Below are 23,636 nucleotides of genomic sequence, written 5' to 3' on the forward strand. Positions count from 1 at the left end.
CAACGGTTGTACAAAATGTTCATATAATTTTCCAAATGCTTGTTGATTACCTTCTCTTAAAGATTCCCAAAGCTTTAATTCATCAATTGAAATTTTCTTTAATTTAATTCTTTAATAATATCTTGATGACTTTATTTTTTAATCGATTTTCATTTTTCACTATATTGTTTTTAGCTTTTTATGTCAAAATTGCTGCCCAGCAAGCGTATTTCACTACGGGCTTTAAAGTCAGCGAGCTAAGTTCTTATCATGCAACCGTTTGGACTCGCTTGTGTGAAAAGGAAAAACCAAACCCGGTGATCCATCAGCGGCTTAATCAGGTTTTTAGACATCCGATTGACTTTGATGAAAACATGCCCATAGCTAAGATGGACGGCGCAGTTCTCGGAACAGCAGGTTGGGTTCGAATTACCTTAAAATCAGGCCCTTATGAAATTTCAAGTGGCTGGTTAGTAGCAAGCCAAGAAAAGGATTTTACCGTTTTCTATTCCTTTAAGGAGTTGAAACCTAATACGAAATATGAGGTTAAGCTGGAAGGGAAGTCGACTGAAAAGGGTTTAGTTCAGCAAATAGCAGGGAATTTCACCACGGCTCCAAGGATGAATGATAAAAAGGAATTGAACCTGACAACCTCTACCTGTCAATATTTTTGGAGCCACGATGATTCATTAAAAGGATTCCATACCTACAACAGCATGGCTCTTTTAAAACCAGATCTTTTTGTTCAAACAGGGGATTATGTGTATTATGACAAGCCCGGACCTATGGCCAATACGCCTGAAAAAGCACGTCATAAATGGCATGCCATGGACGCTTGGCCTTCTTTGAAATCATTTTTTCAATTTACGCCTGTATATATGTTGAAGGATGACCATGATTTATTGGCCGATGATGTGCATCCCGGCTCGGCTAATTTTGGCCAACTGACTATTTCTGAAGGCTTAAAAATTTGGCATGAAAATGTACCACTATCGGATAAACCCTATCGGACTTTGCGCTGGGGAAAAGATGTTCAGTTATGGTTTCTAGAGGGGCGAGAATATCGAAGCAATAACGATATGCCGGATGGGGCATCCAAAACAATATGGGGAATCGAGCAAAAAAATTGGCTCATTAACACCATGCAACAATCTGATGCGACCTATAAAATCATTTTTTCTCCTACGCCTATCGTAGGGCCTGATCGAGGTGCTAAGGCTGATAATCACTCAAATCTTGCCTTTAAAACAGAGGGAGATTGGGCGAGGAGATTGTTGTCGGGTCAAAAAGCGATTGTAGTCAACGGGGATCGGCATTGGCAATATGTTACTAAAGATGCTTTGACTGGCTTAATAGAGTTTGGTTCAGGACCTGTCAGTGACTTTCATGCGCAGGGTTGGCCGCCAGGTGAGAAAAGACCTGAGCATCAATTCCTTCGTGTGGCAGGTGGTTTTTTAGGTATTAAAATGGTTTATGAACAGCAAAAACCAATTCTTTACATGACTCATTATGACGCAATGGGGAAGAATTTGCACGAAGAAAGAATCAAAAAATAAGCATGCGTTTTCCATTTTAATTGGTTAATTTGAAAAAATATCTCGAAAAAATTTACGATTAATCGTATACCTAAAACCTATTATTGACATGAAAAAATTACTCATTGTGGCCATTTTGTTTTTGAGTTTCCACCAAATATCTCTGGCCAAAGAGCCCAAATTAAAAAAGATTTTTACAGGTAAAAACTTTGATGGTTGGAAACTACCTGAAGATTTAACTTGTTGGCGCGCCGAGAAAGGCATCCTCTACGTACGCAACAACGCGGCTAGAAAAGGAAGTAATTTATGGACGGAGAAGACGTATACTAATTTTATTTTCCAAGCAGATTATTTGTTAGGGGATGGGGTGGTTGATTCGGGTGTTTGGATGCGTTCAGAAAATGATCAAATACAAATAGGCATATCGGGTTCATTAAAACGAGACTTAACGGGCTCTCCTTATATTCCAAAACTTAGATATCCAGTAGAAGCGAAGGGCGTTTTGGAGTTAATCAAACCAAAGGATTGGAATACGATGAAAATTAAAATGGAGGGGAAAACCTATACTGTTTGGTTAAATGGCGTGGAAGTGATGACGTATACTTCTGAAACGATTCCAGCTTCAGGACCAGTGGGACTTCAATTGCACCCTGGGAATACCATGTCGATTCAATACCGTAACATCCGCTTGGCTGAGCTACCTTAACTATTTGTAAATCGTCAGCAAAAAGTGAACCGATAGATGTTATTTTTTACGATCTGGTTTAAATTTTAACAAACTAACATTTCGACCGAATACTCCTCTCTAGCCGTTCTGCTACCACCCCTTTAAATTTAAAGAAACCACTCGCCCTGAGTGGTTTCTAGTTACCGTACGTTTTTAAGGAAACCCTACCCTATCGAATCATAATCGTATTAAAACCAAACCATATTAATCTATTTTTATTTTTTGATTTTTGAAACACATTAAAATCCAATGAAATAGAGTGGTGTTTCTCGCTTGTTTACTACTCTCCTTTGAGTAAATTATTTTATTTAATATAAAACATTTAATTTCAAATCAAGTCCAAACACACCCAAAGGAAAAATCTACTTTAGTTTGACAACACATACTAATTTTCTCAATAAATATTTTTAACGAATATGAAATTTAAACTAACTTTTCAAATAAGCCTTTTGATGTTTTTTGTTTGCCAATTTTCTTTTGGCCAAAAAAACTTTAAAGCCGATGTCATTATTTATGGCGGTACGGCCTCAGCGGTTATGGCTGCCGTACAAGTTAAAAAGATGGGTAAATCAGTTATTGTCGTATCACCTGATAAACATTTGGGAGGGCTTTCATCTGGCGGTTTAGGATTTACAGATACAGGTAATAAGGGAGTAATAGGTGGACTTTCAAAAGAGTTTTATCAACGACTTTTTACCCATTATGACAGTGATAAGGCTTGGATTTGGCAAAAAAAGTCTGAATTTGGCAATAAAGGACAAAGTACTGTAGCCTTAGACGGAACTCTAAAAAGCATGTGGATATTTGAACCCCATGTAGCTGAAAATACTTTTGAGCAATTTGTAAAAGAGTACGAAATACACGTTTTACGAAATGAGTGGCTCGACCGATCTTCAAAAGGAACGGTAAAAAAAGAAGGAAAAATTGTTTCTTTTAAAACGTTAACCGGAAATATTTTTACCGGCAAAATGTTCATTGATGCTACATACGAAGGCGACCTCATGGCGGCGGCAGGCGTAAACTATCATGTTGGTCGTGAAGCCAATAGTGTTTATAATGAAAAATGGAATGGTGTACAAACGGAGGTTTTTCAGCACGGTCATTATTTCCAAACCAAAATTAGTCCATATAAAATTGCGGGGGATCCAAGCAGTGGTCTCTTGTCTGAAGTATCTACCGAACCTGCCGCAGCATACGGTTCAGGTGATAAAAAATTACAAGCCTATTGTTTTAGAATGTGCCTAAGCAATCACCCAGATAACCGCATCCCTTTTTCTAAACCCGAAGGCTATGATCCCGCCCGCTATGAGCTATTAGCACGTGTTTTTGCCGCGGGGTGGCGTGAAACTTTCAACAAATATGACCTTATTCCCAATCGGAAAACAGATACCAATAATCATGGCCCGTTTAGTACCGACTATATTGGTAAAAATTATGATTATCCCGAAGCTTCATACGAAAGGCGTAGAGAGATAATCAAAGACCACGAATTATACCAAAAAGGGTTAATGTATTTTATGCAAAATGACCCCAAAGTGCCTGCCGATGTACAAGATAAAATGAAACAATGGGGCTTGCCAAAAGATGAGTTTACCGATAATGGAGGTTGGCCTCACCAACTTTATATTAGAGAAGCTCGCCGAATGATTGGCGAATTTGTGATGACCGAAGCTGATGCCCTTGGCAAAACAAAAGTGCCAAATTCTGTGGGAATGGGGTCGTATTCATTAGACTCACACAATGCACAACGCTATGTGAAAAGTGATGGTTATGTACAAAACGAAGGAGATATTGGTGTGAAGCCCGATAAACCCTATTCTATAGCGTATGGCTCAATACTGCCTAAAGAAAAGGAATGCAGTAATTTGTTGGTTTCAGTTTGTATTTCAAGCTCGCACATAGCCTATGGTTCTATTCGAATGGAACCTGTTTTTATGATTTTGGGGCAATCTGCGGCTGCTGCGGCAGTTTTAGCGATCGAAAACAAAATGTCACCCCAACAATTACCCTATGAAAAATTACGTAAAGTACTTGTAGCGGGTAATCAGAAATTAGAATTGTAAATCACACCATAAATCTAAACCATGTCCATATTTCAAAAATCAATTACCGCAATTATCATTGTATTCTTCTGTGTTTATTCTACCAGCGCCCAACAGAAAAACTGTAAATCGTCAGCAAAAGTGGACCGATAAAGGTTATTTCTTGACTTCGTTTAAATTTAAACAAAGTTATATTTCACCTGAAAACCCCTCTCTTGCTATCAATCCTGCTACCACCCCCATAAAATAAAAGAAACCAATCGCCCTGAGTAGTTTCTAGTTACCGTACGGTTTAAGGAAACCCTATCGTATTTAAATCGGATCAAAACCAAACCAGATTAATCTATTTGCATTTTTTGATTTTTGAAACACATTACAATCGGTTGAAATAGATTGGTTTTACTCACTTATTTGCTGCACTATTTTTTAATAAATTATTTTATTTAAATAAAATAATTAAAATCAAATCAAGATCAAACACGCCTTAGAGAAAAGTCCAATTAGTTTGACGACGTACACTGATACCTATTTTACAAGAACTTACAGAAGCCTGGATAAGGGGACTGTAGAAAATAGAATTGGTGTTATTCGAAGATTTTTTCCGAAGAAAACAGACCTTTTGCTTATTACTAAAAATGATAGTAAACTTGTTGAAAGAAAATTAAATAACAGACCAGTAAGAAAATTTACCTATTTAATACCTAATCAAGTGCTACAACAAAAAACTGCACTTATTACTTGAACTTACAAAATAATGATCAATCTCAGAAAAGTATTTTTTTTAACCATGATGCTTGTATGCTGTTCAGGCATTGTTTTTTGTCAGGCTGTCATTAGCCCATTGAAATTAACCTATAAGCAGGTGGATACAGTGCGGCTGGGCCTGAAGATATTCTATCCTTCTGGGTACAAAAAGGGGGATCATCATCCAACCATGGTCTTCTTTTTTGGAGGTGGCTGGACAGGAGGTTCAATGGCACAGTTTGAGCCGCATGCATTGCATTTTGCTGCCAAAAACATGATCACTGTGCTGGTGGATTACCGGATAAAGAACAAGCACAATACCAGTCCTTTTGAATGTGTCAAGGATGCAAAATCAGCCATTCGGTATCTGCGTCAACATGCAGAAGCGTTAGGTATAGACGCAAACAAGATTGTCGCTTCAGGTGGTTCTGCTGGTGGGCATTTGGCTGCGGCATGTTTCACCAACGAATCCCTCAATGAATCAACTGACGATCTTACCATCAGTTCAAAACCCAATGCTTTGGTGCTTTTTAACCCGGTTATCGACAATGGCAAAGATGGATATGGTTTTGAAAGGATTGGTGAAGCATATATTACATTTTCACCCATCCATAATGTGAAGAAGGGATTTTCTCCAACCATTTTTTTTCTTGGAACAAATGATAAGCTCATACCAGTGAGTACAGCCCAAAATTTCAAGAAAAAAATAGAGGAAGTTGGCAGTAGGTGCGATTTGTTTTTGTTTGATAATCAGCCACATGGTTTTTTCAACAAGGAACCATTTTTGTCTGAAACAATTGCCAAGACAGATTCATTTCTTTTGTCGCTTAATTATATCAAATAGAATGTGAACTACTTTCTTTAATTCATATTGGCCTGAAACACAATAATAAGAATGCGTTAACGGGAGTGATTAATAAGGTTAGGGCGCTGGAGGAGGTCAATAGAATTTAATAAATAACATAGTTTGCTACCAATCGTGCTACCACTACCGTAAAATAAAAAAACCACTCGCCCTGAGTGGTTTCTGGTTACCGTATGGTTTATGAAAACCCTACCCTATCGTATCTTAATCGGATCAAAACCAAACCAGATTAATCTTTTCGTATTTTTTGATTTTTGAAACATATTAAAATTGAATGAAATAGACAGTTGTTGCTCACTTATTTGCTGCTCTATTTTTTAGAGAATTATTTTCTACTAAAATATGATAAATCAAAAAAATATTCTTGGTTCAATAAAAATAAATTCCATTTTCTTATGAACGTTTTGTAATCATGATTTGTAAAGTTAATTTCAAGCGTAATTTCAACGATTTCTTTATAATTAAATTTGATAATTAATAACTCTTTTTCTTCAACATATTCAAATAAGAAATTTTTACAACTTTCACATTTTATAAACTCGAAACCGTCTTGATAATTTCGAAATCCCACCTTCCTGATTCTAATATATTTCATTGGAATTAAATGAAAAATTTAGGTAAAAATAAATTACAATTTGAATTTACTTGTTAAATATTAATCCTAAACTTCATTTAAAATTCTTAATAAAGAAATGATATTAAATTGATTTAAATTCTATTTTGAAACCCAATGACCAACTTTAATTTAATAATTTTATAATAATAGCTAACATTAATGATTTCAAAATCAAACAGTCATTAAAGTTGTAATTCGTCAACAGAATTGTGCCGATATAGACGATTTTTTGACTTTCTTAAAATTTAAGCAAACCCACATTTCCCTTGAAATTCCCTCTCGTGCTACCCGATTTACTTCTACTCCCGTAAAAAATAAAAAAACCACTGTAAATCGTTAGCAAAAGTGGACCGATAAAGGTTATTTCTTGACTTCGTTTAAATTTAAACAAAGTTATATTTCACCTGAAAACCCCTCTCTTGCTACCAATCCTGCTACCACTACCGTAAAATAAAAAAACCAATCACCCTGAGTGGTTTCTAGTTACCGTACGGTTTAAGAAGACCCTACCCTATCGTATCTTAATCGGATCAAAACCAAGCCAGATTAATCTATTTGTATTTTTTGATTTTTGAAACACATTAGAATCGGATGAAATAGAGTGGTGTTGCTCACTTATTTGCTGCTCATTTAAAAAGGAATTTGTTTAAATTAAAATGAAACATTTAAATTTGTTTGCCGTCAGAAATTTTTAACATTAGAATCGGTTGAGTGATAATAGGTAATATTTTTCAGAATTAATTGAATCAATATAAATGGAAATTTTATATTTTTTCGTTGCATCTAGCTTATCGGGATTAATTGGGTTGAACTTAATTTTCCGCAAGGGTATTTTGGCATATAAATTATTAGGAATTTATTTATGTCTTTTTTGCTTTTTGATTTTCACCTCCTATTTCACTACTCATGAGCGCCTTCAAGATTATCCCGAAATAGATTTAATTCAATCACCCGCACATTTTTTATTTGGCCCAATACACTTTCTTTTTATCTATTTCACTTTAAACCCACATAATAAGTTTTCAAACTATTTTTGGTTATTGTTTATTCCTTTTGTACTTCATTTAGCTGAATTATTTGCCATTTACAATGAACCAATTTTTGATAAAATAAATGAGATTGAATTGTTTATGAGGCATAAGTCTTTGGCCAATTATCCAAATAAAATGCTTCTTATCCCAGCGTTCACAATGTCATGCATAAAAGTGGCTTTGACATTAATTTATCAGATAATTTCTTTGTGGCTGTTATTTAAATATATTCAGGTTAAAAAGAGAATTAATCTAAAAAATAAGATTTTGTTAAACTGGCTATTTTTAGTAAGTGTTTTAGGAATATTTTCTGTTTTTTTAAGTATTTTCTATTTAACTGGAATTATAAGTTTTAATAATTTTCCCTTTACATATTTTGATTTGCTTATGATATTACCCGCATTTTTTAATCTTGCCATTTTGATAACGAAACCGAATATTTTAAAAGTTAATAATTTCCAAAGGTTAGTGTTTGAATTATATGAAAATAGGCAAATAGGTAATTCTACTTATGTTAGCGGTTGTAATAATCAATTTGATTCTATTGCCCATCAACTTGAAGCATTTTTTATTTTAAAAAAGCCCTACTTAGATTCAAATTTAAGATTAGGTGTTATTGCAACTGAATTAAATGTTTCTAGTCGTGTATTGTCTCAAGTAATTCTGTACAAGTATGAAACAACTTATTCAAATTATATAAATTCTTGGAGGTTAAATTACATTACCGAACAACGAGCTTTGCACGAGGAATGGTCAAATTATTCATTTGATTTACTTGCTGAAATTTCAGGTTTTAGCTCAAGACAAAGTTTTTACAACGCGGTAAAAAAAATTCATGGAACTACACCCACTAAATTCTTAAAATCTTAGAATGAATTTTTGTCTAATTTTATCATTCAACATAAATTTTTACTGCAATCCAGATTTAAAATTTTAAGATTTAAGAAAAATAGTTTTCTTAATGTCTCACGAATTTGCCATTTATCTATATTCTTTTTTAAGCTCACTTAGTATAATCTTTGGTGGCAATTTTTTGATTCGATCTAATAATTTAATCGTTTCTAAAATTTTAGGAATTCATTTAATTATTGTTGGTTACTTGATTTTCGCTTCTTTTTTTCTGAGGCCAGAAAACATCTTAATTCAACCTCATATATTTCGAACGATTGCCCCTTTTCATTATGCCCTGCCACCCTTAAATTTTTTATTTTTTTGGTATTTATTTAATCCGAATGAGAGATTTAATAAATATCACTTTTTTTTATTCACCCCCTTTATTTTTCAGATTTTAGAATACACTCCATTTTACTTGAGTTCCAGAGATAATAAAATAAATGAGATAAAAAGGGTCATTTCCAAAGACAATTTTTTCGAATTCAATTATGACTTTATGTTGGTTAATCCCATTTATCATAATTATTTGAAGTTTCTTTTAGCTGTAATATTTTGCCTTTTTACGTTTGTATATTATGTAAGATTTAAAAAAGATAAGCGATATCAGAATTCATTTAAAAAACCGTTATTTAACTTTTTGGTTATTGGGCAATTAATTTTTCGAGTAGGTTTGATTTTGTATTCAACTTTTCTTTTTTTCTTTACTGAGCTAGGAAAAGTTAATTCTCCCAATTTTATACTTTTAGGAGAAATTTTTAATTGTTTTTATTTAGCCATTCATCCATATTTATTAGATAATAAGACTTTTTCAGAAGAGTTGAATTTACAAAGTGTGATCATTAAAGATAAATCTTTGATATCTAGGGAAATACGATTAAACTCTATAATTACAGAAATTGATAAATATTTTAAGGAATCCCAAGTATTTTTAAAATCTCGATTAACCATCAAAATGGTAGCGAAATTTACAGGATATTCTCATCTATTAATTAGTGAATCCATTAAATTCAAATATGGAATTAATTTTCGTGAATATTTAAATAAACATAGAATTTCATATTTTGAAGAATTACTCCTTAAACCTCAAATGTTATCAAAGTTCCCAATTGACATTCTAATAAAAGATTCAGGATTTGGCTCTCGCCAGAGTTTTTATACAGCTTTTAAAAAAGAAAAAGGGTGTAGTCCCAAGGAATATCTAAGTTCCTTAAATAGGTCATAATTTTTGTCCATTTTTTTACAAAATCTTTTTTTTTGACCAATTAAATCTGGTTTTCAAAATATTATTGAAAGTATTTTAATCATTCAATAACCTACGAAAATCAAATTTATTCACTGTCACCTTCAAAATCTATTCGTACGGGTTCACAATTAAACAGATTAATAAATTGTGTAAAAAAAGTAATAACCTATAAATTATTTATGAAAGTAAATTATCACCTTTTGCTTTTTTTATGTGCTTTTGGATTTCACATTTTCGCTCAGACTCCTTCAAACATTGGCTTTCAGTCCGGGAATTTGTCCTTTTGGGAACATATTAATGGTAGTTACAATGGTGGCGCTTCTATTTATGAAGGAGATTATACTGGCAGAACACCAAATAACCCGATTCCTTCCAAACTATCAACTTTAACGTCAAGTACTGCATTTGAAATTCTTACAGCAGATAATACTAATTCGGCTAGAGACGAAAGGGTTTCAACGCTTCCAAAAGTTCCTATAATCAACGGATATAGATATGCTAATGCAGTGAAATTAGGAAATAGCACATCGGGCGCTCAAGCTGATAAAATGACTTATCGCCTTACAGTACCTGCTGGCCTAAGTTCATATAATATTACCTATGCTTTTGCTATGGTATTGGACGATGCAGGACATACGGCAGACATCCAGCCAGCGTTTGTTGCGAACGTTCTTGATCTTTCAAGACCAGTTGGTCAACAGAAAATAACATGTGGATCCAAGGCTTACAATGCATCCACACCAGGTTTAATAACACTCGGATCTATTAAATACTCTAATTGGCAAGAGGTATCCTTTGATTTGTCTCAATATGGGGGTAAACAAATTGAAATCAATTTTCAGGCAATGGATTGTGCAGCTGGTGGTCACTATGGTTATGCCTATTTTACATTAAGAAGTGAAAATTTTTCTGGATTACTTTCTGGTCAATCGGTGATTTGTAATAATTCCGGAAATTTAACATATACTACACCGGCCATTGATGGAGCAACATATAATTGGACCGTTCCTGCTGGATGGACGGGAACTTCTACCACCAATAGTATTACTGTAAATCCAAATGGTAACTCAGGTACAATTAGTGTAACACCTTCTCAATCTTGTGGTAATATTTTTTCTAATAGCTTAAATGTAACTGTTGCAAATGGGGTACCGGCGGATCCCGGACCAATAACTGGAACTAACACCGTTTGTGCCAATGGCTCAGTGGGCTCATCTAATTTAAGTTACTCGATTGATGCGGTTCTCAATGCAACAGAGTACGAATGGACCCTGCCGACTGGTTGGACCATAATTGGGGGCTATGGAACTCGTAGCATTACAGTGAATTTAGCTAGTAATGCCTCATCAGGAACTATGAGCGTAAGGGCCAAAAATGCATGTGGATATAGTAATACCTCTTCTCGGACATTTACTGTATTAGCTTCACAACCAAGTGTGGGTGGAAGTATTTCTCCTAGCAATGTCGCCTTATCATGTCCTCAGAGCAATACCCTTACACTCTCAGGAGTAACCGGCACGGTTACCCAATGGGAATCCTCTACCGATGGAGGATTTTCTTGGTCAGAGGTAAGTAGTTCTGCTGGATTGAGTTCCCTCAGTGTTAGTCCTAGTACTTCTACATTTTACAGGGCCGTCCTAACCAATGGTTCATGTCCAAGCGCAGTTTCTACTAATTCTCTAATTAATGTAAAATCCCCACCTAATATAGTCACTCAACCTTTCGATAAATCAATCTGTTCTGGAACTGCCACCACCTTTTCTGTCGTGGCCTCAGGTGATGATTTAAGCTATCAATGGTTTGTTTCTACTGACGGAGGAAGTACTTTTACAGCTATATCTAATGGGGGGGTATACTCTGGGGCTACATTGGCCACGCTTAGCCTTAGCTCTGGAATTAATAATACCTATAATAATTATAAATATCGCGTCAAGGTAACAAGCACCTGTGATAATATTGGAATTACTAGCAATACAGTAGGACTATATATTTATACTTCAGCCAATGTAAACATTACTTCACAGCCGGCAAGTGTAACAGTTACTCAAGGTTCTACCACCACCCTACGTGTAGTTGCTGAAGGGCCTGGGTTGTCATATCAATGGAAATCGTCCTCAGATAATGTAAACTTTACTAATGTTTCAGGAGCCAACAATGATACTTATACGCCTCCCACCAGTAGTACGGGATACTCATATTATACAGTGACAGTAAGCTCAAGCAGCTGTTCAGGTTCAGCAAATCAAACTAGTAATACCGCTACCCTTTTGGTCAGGTTATTTAATCAAAATCCAGTTGGTGTGAACGATAATAATACTGGGCCAGAAGATTCTAATTCAATTATAGGAAATGTGTTATCGAATGATTCTGATCCAACAGGTGATACATTAACAGTGACTCAATTTGTAGTGGCAGGATTAAGTGGCAATTTTACAGCTAGTCAAACTGCAACTATTGCTAATGTAGGGACTTTGCAAATCAATGACAATGGTAGTTATATATTCATTCCTTTAGCTAATTATAACGGCATTGCTCCTACAGTGACTTATACTATTAGCGATGGAAATGGAGGAACAACTACTGCAAGTTTAATTATTACCATTTCACCAGTTAATGATAATCCACTTGCGGTTAATGACACTAAATCTATAAATGAAGACGCAAGTAGTGCTACAGGAAATGTGTTGACTAATGATTCAGATGTAGATGGAGATGCATTATCAGTGACTCAATTTGTGATTGCTGGCTTAAATGGTACATTTACTGCAGGTCAAACGGCAACAATTGCAGGCGTCGGTACCTTACAAATTAACGCCAATGGTAGTTATACGTTTGTTCCAACTGCCAACTATAATGGTTCAGCTCCCACGGTTACGTACAGCATTAGCGATGGCAATGGGGGAACAGCTACAGCTACGCTGATTATCAGAACGGATTCAGTAAACGATATACCAATTGCAGTTAATGACACAAAATCGGTAAATGAAGATGCAAGTAGTGCTACAGGAAATGTGTTGACTAATGATTCAGATGTAGATGGAGATGTATTATCGGTGACCCAATTTGTAGTGGCAGGCTTAAATAATACATATACTCCAGGTCAAACAGTAACTGTTTCTGGTGTCGGTACCTTACAAATTAACGCAAATGGTAATTATACATTTGTCCCAGCTGCCAATTATAACGGTATTGCTCCAACAGTAACGTATACAATAACTGATGGCTTTGGAGGTACTGGTTCGGCAACATTAATTATAACCGTATCATCAATAAACGACATACCGCTTGCGGTGAATGACAATTTCCAGTTAGATGGATATAATTCTTTCACAAATAATGTGTTGACAAATGATTCAGATTCAGATGGAGATGCATTAGCGGTAACTCAATTTATTGTGGCAGGTTTAAGTGGTACATTTAACGCAGGTCAAACGGCTAACATTCCCAATGTTGGAACCCTGGTAATTAATACTAATGGAACATTTATTTTTAATCCACTTACGACCTTTGGCGGCAATGTACCAAATGTTACTTACACTGTGGCGGATACAAATAATGGGTCAGCAACAGCAATATTAGCCATCGTACTACTTTCTGACATAGATGGAGATGGAACACCAGATTATCTTGATCCGGACCCTAATGACGGATGTATTTGGGATCCTGCTCAACGTAGTATGCAAACATCGATCGCTTGGAATAATTACGATTGCGATGGCGACGGCAATCCCAACGGAACGGATCCAAGTCCATTGGATTTCTGCGTAGGAGGATTAGCCGGGGCAGTACCAGCGATAAGTACGCCGCAATACAAATTCTTCCAAAATGCAGATTGCGATTACGATGGCATCTCGAATAGTTTTGAGTGCTTTGGTGGCGGGCCGACATGCCAAGATTTTGATGGTGATGGTATTCCAAATTACTTGGATGAGGATTCAGATGGCGACGGCATTAATGATAGCTACGAGAAAAATCGCGATTCAGATGGCGATGGCGATGCAGATTATTTGGACTTAGATTCTGACAATGATGGAATCCCAGATAAGCGCGAGTACATCGGCGATATGGATGGCGACGGCATACCAAACTACCTAGATAAAGATTCCGACGGGGACGGTATTTTAGATAGTGCCGAAGGAAATGCCAAATTCCGCGCCGCTACCGATGCGAATGCAGACGGAATCGTGGATTGTGCAACGATCGATACGAATGGAAACGGAATCGGCGATTGTGTTGAGGGAACAGGGGCATTGGAAATACCAGATACCGACAAAGATGGCACACCAGACTTCCTAGATTTAGATGCGGACGGCGACGGAATTCCAGATTCAGTTGAATTAACCAATGATCCCGATGGAGATAAGTTGCCAAATTACCGCGATCTAGATTCGGACGGCGACTGGTTAGCTGACGGCATCGAAGGGTTGGCAGATACCGATAAAGACGGAATGCCAAATTACCTAGATCTTGACTCCGACGGTGATACAATTCCGGACAGTTGGGAAGGTGCGGATCGCTGCCCAAGCTGTACCAACTTGCAAGATGATCAAGGTGACGGCTTCGATGACCGCAAGCAATTTGTGAATCCATTACCGATCGATACCGACGCCGACGGAACTCCAGATTATTTGGATTTAGATTCTGATAATGATAGCATCCCAGATCGCGTTGAGTTGGGTGCAGATCCAGATAGCGATGGCCGGCCAAACTTCCGGGATGTGGACTCAGATAATGACGGCATTCCAGATAGCGTGGAGGCAGGTAAAGACCCGAATAATCCAGTGGATACTGATGGGGATGGAAAGCCCGATTACCAAGACACGGATTCAGATAATGACGGATTGCCAGATAGCGTGGAAGCAGGCAAAGATCCGTTGAAACCAGTGGACACCGACGGGGATAGCAAGCCGGATTACCAAGATACCGACTCGGATAATGACGGTCTTCCAGATTTTGTGGAGGCAGGTAAGGACCCAACGAAACCCGTTGACACCGACGGCGATGGTAAGCCGGATCATTTGGAAACAGACTCCGATAACGATGGTATTCCGGACAGCGTGGAAGCAGGCAAAGATCCGTTGAAACCAGTGGACACAGACGGTGACGGCAAGCCGGATTACCAAGATACCGACTCGGATAATGACGGTCTTCCAGATTTTGTGGAGGCAGGGAAGGACCCAACGAAACCTGTGGACACCGACGGTGATGGCAAGCCAGATTACCTGGATACCGACTCGGATAATGATGGCATCCCGGATACCCTCGAGGCTGGAAGCGATCCGTTAAAGCCTGTTGACACAGACGGCGACGGCAAGCCAGATTATCAAGATACCGATTCCGACAATGATGGCATTCCAGACGCTGTGGAGGTGGGTAAAGATCCGTTGAATCCGGTGGACACCGACAAAGATGGCAAGCCAGATTACTTGGATACCGATTCCGATAATGATGGTATTCCAGACAGCGTCGAAGCGGGCAAAGACCCAGCGATTCCGGTGGATACGGACAAAGATGGCAAGCCGGACTACTTAGATACCGACTCGGATAATGATGGTATTTCAGATACGGTTGAAGCAGGCAAAGATCCAACCAAACCAGTTGACACAGATGGTGATGGTAAACTGGATTATCAGGATACAGACTCAGATAATGATAGCATCCCCGATACCGTGGAGGCAGGACCAAATCCGAATAAACCGATCGATACCGATGGGGATGGCAAGCCGGATTACCAAGATACGGACTCCGATAATGATGGCATTCCAGACGCAGTTGAGGCGGGTAAAGATCCGTCGAAACCGGTCGATACGGATGGGGATGGAATGCCAGATTACCGCGATTTGGATTCCGATAATGATGGATATAGCGATGCGTATGAGGCAGGTCCAGATAAGAATAATCCGGTGGATACCGACAAAGATGGCAAGCCAGATTATCAAGATATTGATTCAGATGGTGATGGCATTGAGGACAAGTTGGAGGATGACGTGAATTACGGTGCGCTACCAGATTGTGATAAAGATGGTATTGAAAACCGATTGGATCCGGATGATTGCGCGGACTTTGCACCGCAAGGTATTTCGCCAAACGGGGATGGTTTGAATGACGTCTTAATCATTCCAGGAATCCTGCGGCGTCAGCCAAACAGGTTGACCATCTTTAGCCGGTGGGGCAATGTGGTTTATGAAACCGAGAACTATAAAAATGACTGGGGCGGCAAAACGGACCGTGCATTCAGCCTCTTGGAAGATGACCAATTATTGCCTGATGGAACGTATTATTATGTGATTGATTACCGCGGCAAATGGCCGGATATCGGGCAGTATGTGTATATCAATCGGTTAGCAAAATAGTCAGTCCAAAGTCCGGAGTCCGAAGGAAATTTGGGCTCTAGACATTGGATATGATACATGTTAGAAGAGAAAAGATTCCTCCGGACTAATGACTTCGGACTAAAGTTTATTTAAATGAAAAACATTACCCAACTCGCCTTAGGCATCCTGTTTTTGCTGATTTGTTCAGTGGAAATTGCGCATGCCCAAATAGAGCCGCAGTACAATTTGTATCGCTTAAATCCGCAGGTTTATAATCCGATGACGGCGGGAAGTCGGGGCGATACGAGTGAGGTTTTTGTCATGTATCGCCAGCAGTGGCTGGGGATTCAGGGCGCGCCCCAAACGTTCTTCTTTAATGGAAATTTTAAGTGGAAGGAGCGTCGCGGGATTGGAGTCAATGCAATGTTGGACCAGTTAGGCCCTGTCAAAATGACGACCTTTTCTGGAGATTTTGCGTACCATACGCGCTTATCAGAAAAGTGGATTTTGTCTGGGGGTATCCGTTTGGGATTGGCGAATGTGGCGTTGAATTTTACCGGTTTGGCCTTAACAAATCAAGGGGATCCGCTCTTTAATGCGGATCGGTCAACGGGCTTAAAATTCAATACGGGTTGGGGTGTAAAGATCAGTAAGCAGGATGGATTTTTTGTGAGTTTTGCGATGCCAAGGATCATTAAATATGATTTTGGTGAGCTTTCGGGAGGCTATAAAGATGCAACCTACATGTATACGATGGTAGGAACGAAACTTGAGTTAAGCGATGATCTTACCTTATATCCGAATGCCATGGCACGCCTTGCAACCGACGTTCCATTAAGTTGGGATGTTCAATTAATGGCGAATCTTCGCGGAAAGTTAGATGCTGGATTGAATTACCGGCACCAGGAAAGTATCGGTATTCGCTTGGGCTTGCAGGCGAGTAAGAAGTTTTATTTGGGTTATGTCTATGAAATGCCAATGGGAGAGGTGTCCAAAATTAGTAACCAAACGCACGAATTTGCACTCCGATTTTTTATTTTGAAGGATAAGAAGGAAACTACTTCAAATGAGAGATTAAAAATTGGAAAAGATAATTTAAAAAGTCAATGAATTAGGGTGGACGAACAGGATGCTTCACTAAAAACTTATTATCAAAAGGTATAAATAATAATGTTAAATTATTAGCTATGAAAGTCATCCGATTACGTAGGCCAAGTAAACACTATGTAAGTTTTGATTTTTTATCCGTTCAAGATCTTAAAGGCTTAACTTTTACGGCTGAAAAAGATGTAATACACTTAAATATTGATCATAAGAAACGTGGCAACTTACATTTCACCACGCATAAAGGAACTATCGAAGATTTACAATTATTAAATTTTCGGTGGAAGCAATTTCAAACTAATGAGGCTATTTTTTTTGATTTAGCATGGTTTGAACCTAGCGCAAAATAAAGGATATTTTTTAGAACAAGGAGTTATAAAAAGCCGCGGATATTTTATCTGTGGCTTTTTTGTTTTTTAGGTTTACTATTCCAGCTTTAGGTCTATTAAATTTAAAAAATATTATATATGAAAAAACAATATTACCCTCAGATTACAATCAGGGCTAAAATCAAAGATTACAGCGTTTGTTGACCATGATTATAAGCGGCCACAAATACATTGAAAGCTATGAAATTTACATCAAAATAAATAAACGAAATGTCCTGAAGGCGATGATTGAGAAAGTAAATCAGAGGTCAATAGAATTCAATAAATAACAAAGTTTGCTACCACTCCTGCTACCACCCCCGTAAAATAAAAGAAACCACTCGCCCTGAGTGGTTTCTGGTAGTCCGTACGGGAATCGAACCCGTGTTTCATCCGTGAAAGGGACGTGTCCTAACCCCTAGACGAACGGACCATTATTTATTTTGGTGGCACAAAGGTAGAATTTTCCCTTTTAAATCCAAACACCTCGTTTATAAATAGCTTATTTTTTTCTGATTAATTTTCGCTATTTTAGCCTAATCATTGAAACTGAACCCCTTATGGCCAACGTAAAACCCTATTCCCGCTTGACCGATTTTGATGTTGACCTTTTCTTACATGGCAAGCACACACGGCTTTACGAAAAACTAGGTGCCTTCGAAATCGAACACGAAGGAGAAATAGGTACATTCTTCGCCGTTTGGGCACCCAATGCCGAATCCGTTCAGGTGATAGGCAATTTTAATTTTTGGGATAAATTTTCTCACCCACTCATGAAACGCTGGGATGCCTCCGGTATTTGGGAAGGCTTTATTCCCGGCATACGCAACGGAGAAACCTATAAATACGGCATCCAAGCACGCTCCGGTGAATACCTCGAGAAATTAGATCCCATGGGTCTCTACTGCGAAACACCACCCAAAACCGCCTCCATCGTTTGGTCCACCTTCAAGGAATGGAAAGACTCCCCTTGGATGCAAACACGTAACACAAAAAACGCGCTGAACGCTCCCATGTCCATCTACGAGGTGCACCTCGGATCATGGCAAAAAACGCTAGATAATGAGTTTTTGAGCTATGCCGACTTCGCAGTCAAATTAGTCGGCTATGTCAAAGAAATGAATTTCACCCACGTGGAATTTATGCCCGTGATGGAATACCCCTACGATCCGTCATGGGGATACCAAATTACCGGATATTTTGCGCCAACCTCACGTTTTGGAGACCCACAAGGGTTCATGCAACTCGTTGACGCATTCCACCAAGCCGGAATCGGAGTCATCTTAGACTGGGTTCCCTCCCACTTTCCCGGTGACGCACACGGCCTTAAAGATTTCGATGGCACTCCCATCTACGAACATCCAGATCCTAAAAAAGGCTACCACCCCGACTGGAAATCCCATATCTTCGACTACGGCCGTACCGAAGTACGCAGCTTCCTACTATCAAACGCAGCTTTTTGGCTCGACCGCTACCACATCGATGGCCTACGCGTAGATGCCGTAGCCTCCATGCTTTACCTCGACTATTCACGCAACGACGGCGAATGGGAACCCAATGAATTTGGCGGAAACCAAAACCTCGATACCATCTCGTTCTTGCAAGACCTCAACGTACACATGTACGGTGAATTCCCCGATATTCAAATCATTGCAGAAGAATCTACCTCCTTTAACGGTGTCACCAAACCAGTCTTCATGGGCGGACTAGGTTTTGGCCAAAAATGGATGATGGGCTGGATGAACGACACCCTACGCTTCTTCCAAAAAGATCCGATTCACCGCCAACATCACCTGAATGACCTGACGTTCTCGTTGATCTACGCCTTTACCGAAAATTTCTGCCTGCCCCTCTCCCACGACGAGGTCGTGTACGGCAAGCAATCACTATTGAATAAAATGCCTGGAGATGAATGGCAGCAATTTGCCAACCTGCGTCTCTTGTTCTCCGAACAATTCACCCATCCGGGAACTAAATTGATCTTTCAAGGAGGGGAATTTGGCCAGCGCGAAGAGTGGAATCACAGCGTGAGTTTAGACTGGCATTTAACGGAATATGCACCGCATAAGGGCATTCAAGAGACCATGAAGGCGCTCAATGCATTATACCGCGATGAGCCTGCGTTACACGTGAAGCAATTCTCACACGAAACGTTTGAGTGGCTGGAGTCCAACGACCAAGGCAATTCCGTCATCAGTTTTGTCCGTAAAGGCGAAACTGCCAAACAACAATTAATCGTCATTCTCAACCTCACTCCCGCTCCACGCGAAGATTACCGCATCGGTGTTCCCCTACCTGGGGTTTGGAAAGTGGTGTTTAATTCAGATAAAGGCCTATTTGGTGGGTCCGACTACCCTACGAAAGGCGCCGTGATGACCGAAGAGTACGGTTGGCACGGAAAAGCATTCTCCATCGCCATCAACCTTCCTCCCCTTTCTTGCCTCATCTTGAAAGCCTAAAACGAACTAGGCGGAAACAATAAAGACTCAGAAAAATTCCGAGCCTTTATTCAATCCGCCTAAGTAGTATCTATATGATTTAGCGCTTTAAGCGCTGATTCAAATCAAAATTGTACACAAAAATACTACTATATTTCAATTTTTGAAATAATATCGGGAAAATTTATACTATTCGAATAATTAATGTTTTTTGGCCAAGATATCTTCCATGTCGGAAAGCTCAACTTCCAGCGCCTTCGTAGATATCGTAATTTCCCATGCACTGAGCATGAGCGCGACACACATGCCCACTAAAGCTGTCCCAAAGAACCAATGAGAAACCAATTGCATTTCAAAAAAGATAAAAAACATACAAACCACGCTCAGAATTAAACTAATAATGGCAATGATCTGCATATTCTGAATCAATTTCATGCGAAGACGTAAATTTTGAATTTGCTTTAAAATAGACTCATCTGGGTTTTGTTGGAACTTTTCATGCAAACCACGAATCAACGAGGCCATCGACATAAAACGATTCGTAAATGCAATCATCAATAACGAAACTGTTGAAAACAATAATGCCGGGGTACCGATTCCTAATTCCATTTTATTTGATATAATATGCGTCTAAATGCATCGCCATTTCTTCCTGTAGTTTCTGGGCTTCCCGCTTCGCATCTACGGCTGGATTGTCACCCGCATAAATAATGCCGCGGGAAGAATTGACTAATAAGCCCACACGCGAATTCATGGCATATTTAGCCACATCTTCCAAACTCCCCCCCTGTGCACCCACACCTGGAACTAAAAAGAAATTATCAGGTGCTACTTCACGAACTTTTAGTAAGAAATCTGAGCGCGTTGCCCCTATCACAAACATTAATTCCTCCGGAGAAGCCCACGTCTGTGCCAAGCGCATCACGCGCTCATACATGGGAATGTAATCCTCTGACTTCGTCATTTGGAAATCATGACTACCCGGATTCGACGTTAAGGCTAATAAAATAACCCATTTTTCCTCGAAACGAAGAAAAGGCTCCACCGAATCATGTCCCATGTAGGGAGCAACGGTAATCGAATCAAAATTCAAGCCACTCAATGCAGGATCGAAAAACGTTTGCGCATACATGTAAGCCGTATTACCAATGTCCCCACGCTTTGCATCTGCAATCGTAAAGACATCTTTCGGCATATATTCCATTGTTTTCTGTAAACTTTCCCAACCCTTCGGTCCCAAGGCCTCATAAAAAGCGATGTTGGGCTTATAGGCCACCGCATAATCAGCCGTTGCATCAATGACCGCCTGATTGAAGGCAAACACAGGATCTGACTCTTGCTTAAATTTGGAAGGAATTAACCGTGGATCCGTATCTAAACCCACACACAAAAAAGATCGCTTGCGTTCTATCTGATTGACTAATTCTTGTGAATTCATACGGAATTGGGAAATAGAAATTGGTTTACTGCGTAAATATCAATAATTTTGGCACAAATTAAGGGCTTTCCTTGCCATTATCAAACTTAAGGAATTTTAATTCTATGCAATTTATCAACCACCCATTCGCAGGCGTCATTGAATGTATTCCGACCAAATTTCACGATGATCGCGGCTTTTTTTACGAGTCATATAATCAAAAGCGTTTTGCCGCAAACGGCATTCCAGAAAATTTTGTTCAGGATAATTTCTCATTTTCAACGCCGGGTGTTTTGCGTGGACTACATTTTCAAAAAGATCCCCATGCGCAAGGAAAATTAGTGCGCTGCATGACCGGAAAAGTCAAAGATGTTATTGTGGACCTACGTAAAAGCTCACCCACCTACGGACAGCACGCTTCCTTCATTCTAGACGCAGATCAAGGTAATATGCTCTATGTCCCCGTTGGCTTTGCACACGGATTCGTAGCCTTAGAAGAAACGATTTTTGTCTATAAGTGTACCGCATTTTGGAATAAAGAAGCGGAATCCGGCTTGCGCTGGAATGACCCAAGCTTACAAATTTCATGGGGAATCGATCACCCCATCGTTGCAGAAAAAGACCAAATCTTACCCCTATTTGACCCAAACGAAGTGATATTTAATTAATTTTCATACCTTTGTACCAATGACTCGCAAGCTGATTTTATCAAGCCCATTATTGGAGATAACCATATCCAGGTTATGCCAAGAGCTCATTGAGAATCAAATCAAAGATGTTGAAACCGTTATTTTAGGACTACAACCACGCGGAATCTATTTCGCAGAACGCATCGCCGCTGAACTTGGAAAGCAATTAAATATACCGCATAACGTGGGTAGACTAGACGCAACCTTCTACCGCGACGACTACCGTAGACGCGATACCATCGCCCCTAATTCAACGGACATTTCCTTCTTGATTGAAAATAAACGCGTCATTTTAGTGGATGACGTACTGGCGACTGGCCGTATGGTTCGTGCGGCACTCGATGCGATGAATTCATTCGGTAGACCCGCAAAAGTTGAACTTTGCGTACTAATTGACCGTATTTACAACCGAGACCTGCCCATTAATGCAGACTATGTAGGGAAAGCGGTGAACACACTGCCTACGGAAAAAGTACTTGTGGAATGGCAAGAACAAGGCCATGAAGCAGATAAAATTTGGTTAATCACCCAATAAAAATATGTTGAAATCGCCACACTTGTTAGGGATCAAAGATTTAGACGAAGCGTCTATCCACTTAATCGTTAAAACGGCCAAAGAATTTAAAGAGGTTCTCAACCGACCGATTAAAAAAGTTCCTTCCCTACGTGACGTCACCATTGCCAATGTATTTTTTGAAAACTCAACCCGTACCAGACTCTCCTTCGAATTAGCCGAAAAACGCCTCTCAGCAGATACCATTAATTTCTCAGCCTCTGGAAGCTCTGTTAAAAAAGGAGAAACGTTACTTGATACGGTCAACAACATTCTAGCCATGAAGGTCGACATGATCGTTATGCGCCATGCAAGCCCAGGTGCTCCGCATTATTTGGCCAAACATATCAAAGCCAATATTATCAATGCGGGCGACGGAACCCACGAACATCCCACGCAAGCCTTATTGGACACCTATTCACTTCGCGAAAAATTAGGTGACCTAAACGGCAAAAACATAGCGATTATCGGTGACATCTTGCACTCCCGAGTAGCCCTTTCGAATATCTACGCACTGAAGAAACAAGGTGCGAATGTCCGCCTGTGCGGTCCGAGCACGCTGATTCCCAAGCATATTCAATCCCTAGGAGTTGAAGTGTCTCATGATGTGAAAAGTACGTTACAATGGTGCGATGCTGCGAATGTACTGCGGATACAGTTGGAGCGCCAACAAATCAAATACTTTCCAAGTCTTCGTGAATATTCCCAATTCTTTGGAATCACTCGCCAAATGTTGGAAGAACTCCCCAAAGAAATTGTCTTAATGCACCCAGGCCCGATCAATCGCGGGGTAGAGTTAAGTTCAGATGCGGCAGATTCTCCACACTCAATCATCCTAGATCAGGTAGAAAATGGAGTGGCCGTGCGTATGGCAGTTCTTTATCTACTCGCTTCGCGCGCTTAAAATTCAGTTTACGTACTAAACAAAGGCCTACTAAACCGGGATTTTTACCCCAAAGCTGTTATCAACACGACCTGGTGTTAGGATAATAAGTTCGTTGACATATTGCATCATGCAAGAAAAATGAGCGATTGGCCATAATTTTAATTAATTTTGAAATCTTTTGCGGTTTAAAG

At 39.1% G+C, this 23,636-nt stretch carries 15 protein-coding genes and 1 tRNA gene; 13 read left to right on the forward strand and 3 right to left on the reverse strand.

The features are described from left to right. Positions 1–125: 125 nt before the first annotated feature. From AC1W6K_RS05470 to AC1W6K_RS05510, 9 genes are all read left to right on the forward strand, one after another. Positions 126–1,535, forward strand: a complete 1,410-nt coding sequence (locus AC1W6K_RS05470; RefSeq protein WP_481946738.1) for an alkaline phosphatase D family protein — start codon at positions 126–128, stop codon at positions 1,533–1,535. Between the two features lie 88 nt (positions 1,536–1,623). Further along, entirely contained in the window at positions 1,624–2,220 is a 597-nt protein-coding gene (locus tag AC1W6K_RS05475) for a 3-keto-disaccharide hydrolase (RefSeq protein ID WP_481719402.1), read from the forward strand. Between the two features lie 473 nt (positions 2,221–2,693). Further along, positions 2,694–4,304 carry an FAD-dependent oxidoreductase gene (locus AC1W6K_RS05480; protein ID WP_481946762.1) on the forward strand — a complete coding sequence of 537 codons (1,611 nt, stop codon included), beginning with the start codon at positions 2,694–2,696 and terminating at the stop codon, positions 4,302–4,304. Between the two features lie 766 nt (positions 4,305–5,070). Further along, entirely contained in the window at positions 5,071–5,871 is an 801-nt protein-coding gene (locus AC1W6K_RS05485; protein ID WP_481946739.1) for an alpha/beta hydrolase, read from the forward strand. Between the two features lie 1,392 nt (positions 5,872–7,263). Next, positions 7,264–8,409: an AraC family transcriptional regulator gene (locus tag AC1W6K_RS05490; RefSeq protein WP_481946740.1), complete on the forward strand. Its 1,146-nt coding sequence runs from the start codon at positions 7,264–7,266 to the stop codon at positions 8,407–8,409. 91 nt (positions 8,410–8,500) lie between these two features. After that, positions 8,501–9,655 (forward strand): helix-turn-helix domain-containing protein, encoded by a 1,155-nt coding sequence (locus AC1W6K_RS05495; RefSeq protein WP_481946741.1) that lies wholly within the window; start codon positions 8,501–8,503, stop codon positions 9,653–9,655. A 200-nt stretch (positions 9,656–9,855) separates the two neighbouring features. After that, positions 9,856–16,029: an Ig-like domain-containing protein gene (locus AC1W6K_RS05500; protein ID WP_481946742.1), complete on the forward strand. Its 6,174-nt coding sequence runs from the start codon at positions 9,856–9,858 to the stop codon at positions 16,027–16,029. A 114-nt stretch (positions 16,030–16,143) separates the two neighbouring features. Then, a complete protein-coding gene (locus AC1W6K_RS05505) occupies positions 16,144–17,100 on the forward strand; it encodes a PorP/SprF family type IX secretion system membrane protein (protein WP_481946743.1) in 957 nt (318 codons plus the stop codon). A 77-nt stretch (positions 17,101–17,177) separates the two neighbouring features. Further along, positions 17,178–17,444 (forward strand): hypothetical protein, encoded by a 267-nt coding sequence (locus AC1W6K_RS05510; protein ID WP_481946744.1) that lies wholly within the window; start codon positions 17,178–17,180, stop codon positions 17,442–17,444. A gap of 376 nt (positions 17,445–17,820) precedes the next feature. Here AC1W6K_RS05510 and AC1W6K_RS05515 read toward each other — a convergent pair. Further along, positions 17,821–17,895, reverse strand: a tRNA-Glu gene (locus tag AC1W6K_RS05515). A gap of 127 nt (positions 17,896–18,022) precedes the next feature. Between AC1W6K_RS05515 and glgB the strand changes: the two genes are divergently transcribed. Further along, entirely contained in the window at positions 18,023–19,921 is a 1,899-nt protein-coding gene (gene glgB, locus AC1W6K_RS05520) for a 1,4-alpha-glucan branching protein GlgB (RefSeq protein ID WP_481946745.1), read from the forward strand. Positions 19,922–20,101: 180 nt separating this feature from the next. Here the strand turns inward: glgB and AC1W6K_RS05525 are convergent, their stop codons facing one another. Both AC1W6K_RS05525 and pyrF read right to left on the reverse strand, forming a co-directional pair. Beyond that, entirely contained in the window at positions 20,102–20,509 is a 408-nt protein-coding gene (locus AC1W6K_RS05525; RefSeq protein ID WP_481946746.1) for a DUF2721 domain-containing protein, read from the reverse strand. Position 20,510: 1 nt separating this feature from the next. Continuing rightward, the gene (gene pyrF / locus AC1W6K_RS05530; protein WP_481946747.1) at positions 20,511–21,338 is read right to left on the reverse strand and encodes an orotidine-5'-phosphate decarboxylase; all 828 of its coding nucleotides are present in this window, start codon (positions 21,336–21,338) and stop codon (positions 20,511–20,513) included. 104 nt (positions 21,339–21,442) lie between these two features. Between pyrF and rfbC the strand changes: the two genes are divergently transcribed. From rfbC to AC1W6K_RS05545, 3 genes are read left to right on the forward strand one after another with little or no spacing between them, the layout of a single operon-like run. Further along, entirely contained in the window at positions 21,443–21,985 is a 543-nt protein-coding gene (gene rfbC, locus AC1W6K_RS05535; RefSeq protein ID WP_481719814.1) for a dTDP-4-dehydrorhamnose 3,5-epimerase, read from the forward strand. 19 nt (positions 21,986–22,004) lie between these two features. Beyond that, on the forward strand, positions 22,005–22,541 hold the full coding sequence (gene pyrR / locus AC1W6K_RS05540) for a bifunctional pyr operon transcriptional regulator/uracil phosphoribosyltransferase PyrR (protein ID WP_481719816.1): 537 nt from the start codon (positions 22,005–22,007) through the stop codon (positions 22,539–22,541). 4 nt (positions 22,542–22,545) lie between these two features. After that, the gene (locus AC1W6K_RS05545; protein WP_481946748.1) at positions 22,546–23,463 is read left to right on the forward strand and encodes an aspartate carbamoyltransferase catalytic subunit; all 918 of its coding nucleotides are present in this window, start codon (positions 22,546–22,548) and stop codon (positions 23,461–23,463) included. Positions 23,464–23,636 lie beyond the last annotated feature (173 nt).

The organism is Aquirufa sp., from assembly GCF_964796385.1.

What these genes read in the sequence shown, in the direction of transcription:
- AC1W6K_RS05505 (WP_481946743.1), top strand. Translation starts at nt 16,144, where the DNA reads ATGAAAAACATTACCCAACTCGCCTTAGGCATCCTGTTTTTGCTGATT.
- AC1W6K_RS05545 (WP_481946748.1), top strand. Translation starts at nt 22,546, where the DNA reads ATGTTGAAATCGCCACACTTGTTAGGGATCAAAGATTTAGACGAAGCG.
- glgB (WP_481946745.1), top strand. Translation starts at nt 18,023, where the DNA reads ATGGCCAACGTAAAACCCTATTCCCGCTTGACCGATTTTGATGTTGAC.
- AC1W6K_RS05500 (WP_481946742.1), top strand. Translation starts at nt 9,856, where the DNA reads ATGAAAGTAAATTATCACCTTTTGCTTTTTTTATGTGCTTTTGGATTT.
- AC1W6K_RS05525 (WP_481946746.1), bottom strand. Translation starts at nt 20,509, where the DNA reads ATGGAATTAGGAATCGGTACCCCGGCATTATTGTTTTCAACAGTTTCG.
- AC1W6K_RS05470 (WP_481946738.1), top strand. Translation starts at nt 126, where the DNA reads ATGACTTTATTTTTTAATCGATTTTCATTTTTCACTATATTGTTTTTA.
- AC1W6K_RS05490 (WP_481946740.1), top strand. Translation starts at nt 7,264, where the DNA reads ATGGAAATTTTATATTTTTTCGTTGCATCTAGCTTATCGGGATTAATT.
- AC1W6K_RS05475 (WP_481719402.1), top strand. Translation starts at nt 1,624, where the DNA reads ATGAAAAAATTACTCATTGTGGCCATTTTGTTTTTGAGTTTCCACCAA.
- AC1W6K_RS05485 (WP_481946739.1), top strand. Translation starts at nt 5,071, where the DNA reads ATGATGCTTGTATGCTGTTCAGGCATTGTTTTTTGTCAGGCTGTCATT.
- pyrR (WP_481719816.1), top strand. Translation starts at nt 22,005, where the DNA reads ATGACTCGCAAGCTGATTTTATCAAGCCCATTATTGGAGATAACCATA.
- rfbC (WP_481719814.1), top strand. Translation starts at nt 21,443, where the DNA reads ATGCAATTTATCAACCACCCATTCGCAGGCGTCATTGAATGTATTCCG.
- pyrF (WP_481946747.1), bottom strand. Translation starts at nt 21,338, where the DNA reads ATGAATTCACAAGAATTAGTCAATCAGATAGAACGCAAGCGATCTTTT.
- AC1W6K_RS05495 (WP_481946741.1), top strand. Translation starts at nt 8,501, where the DNA reads ATGTCTCACGAATTTGCCATTTATCTATATTCTTTTTTAAGCTCACTT.
- AC1W6K_RS05510 (WP_481946744.1), top strand. Translation starts at nt 17,178, where the DNA reads ATGAAAGTCATCCGATTACGTAGGCCAAGTAAACACTATGTAAGTTTT.
- AC1W6K_RS05480 (WP_481946762.1), top strand. Translation starts at nt 2,694, where the DNA reads ATGTTTTTTGTTTGCCAATTTTCTTTTGGCCAAAAAAACTTTAAAGCC.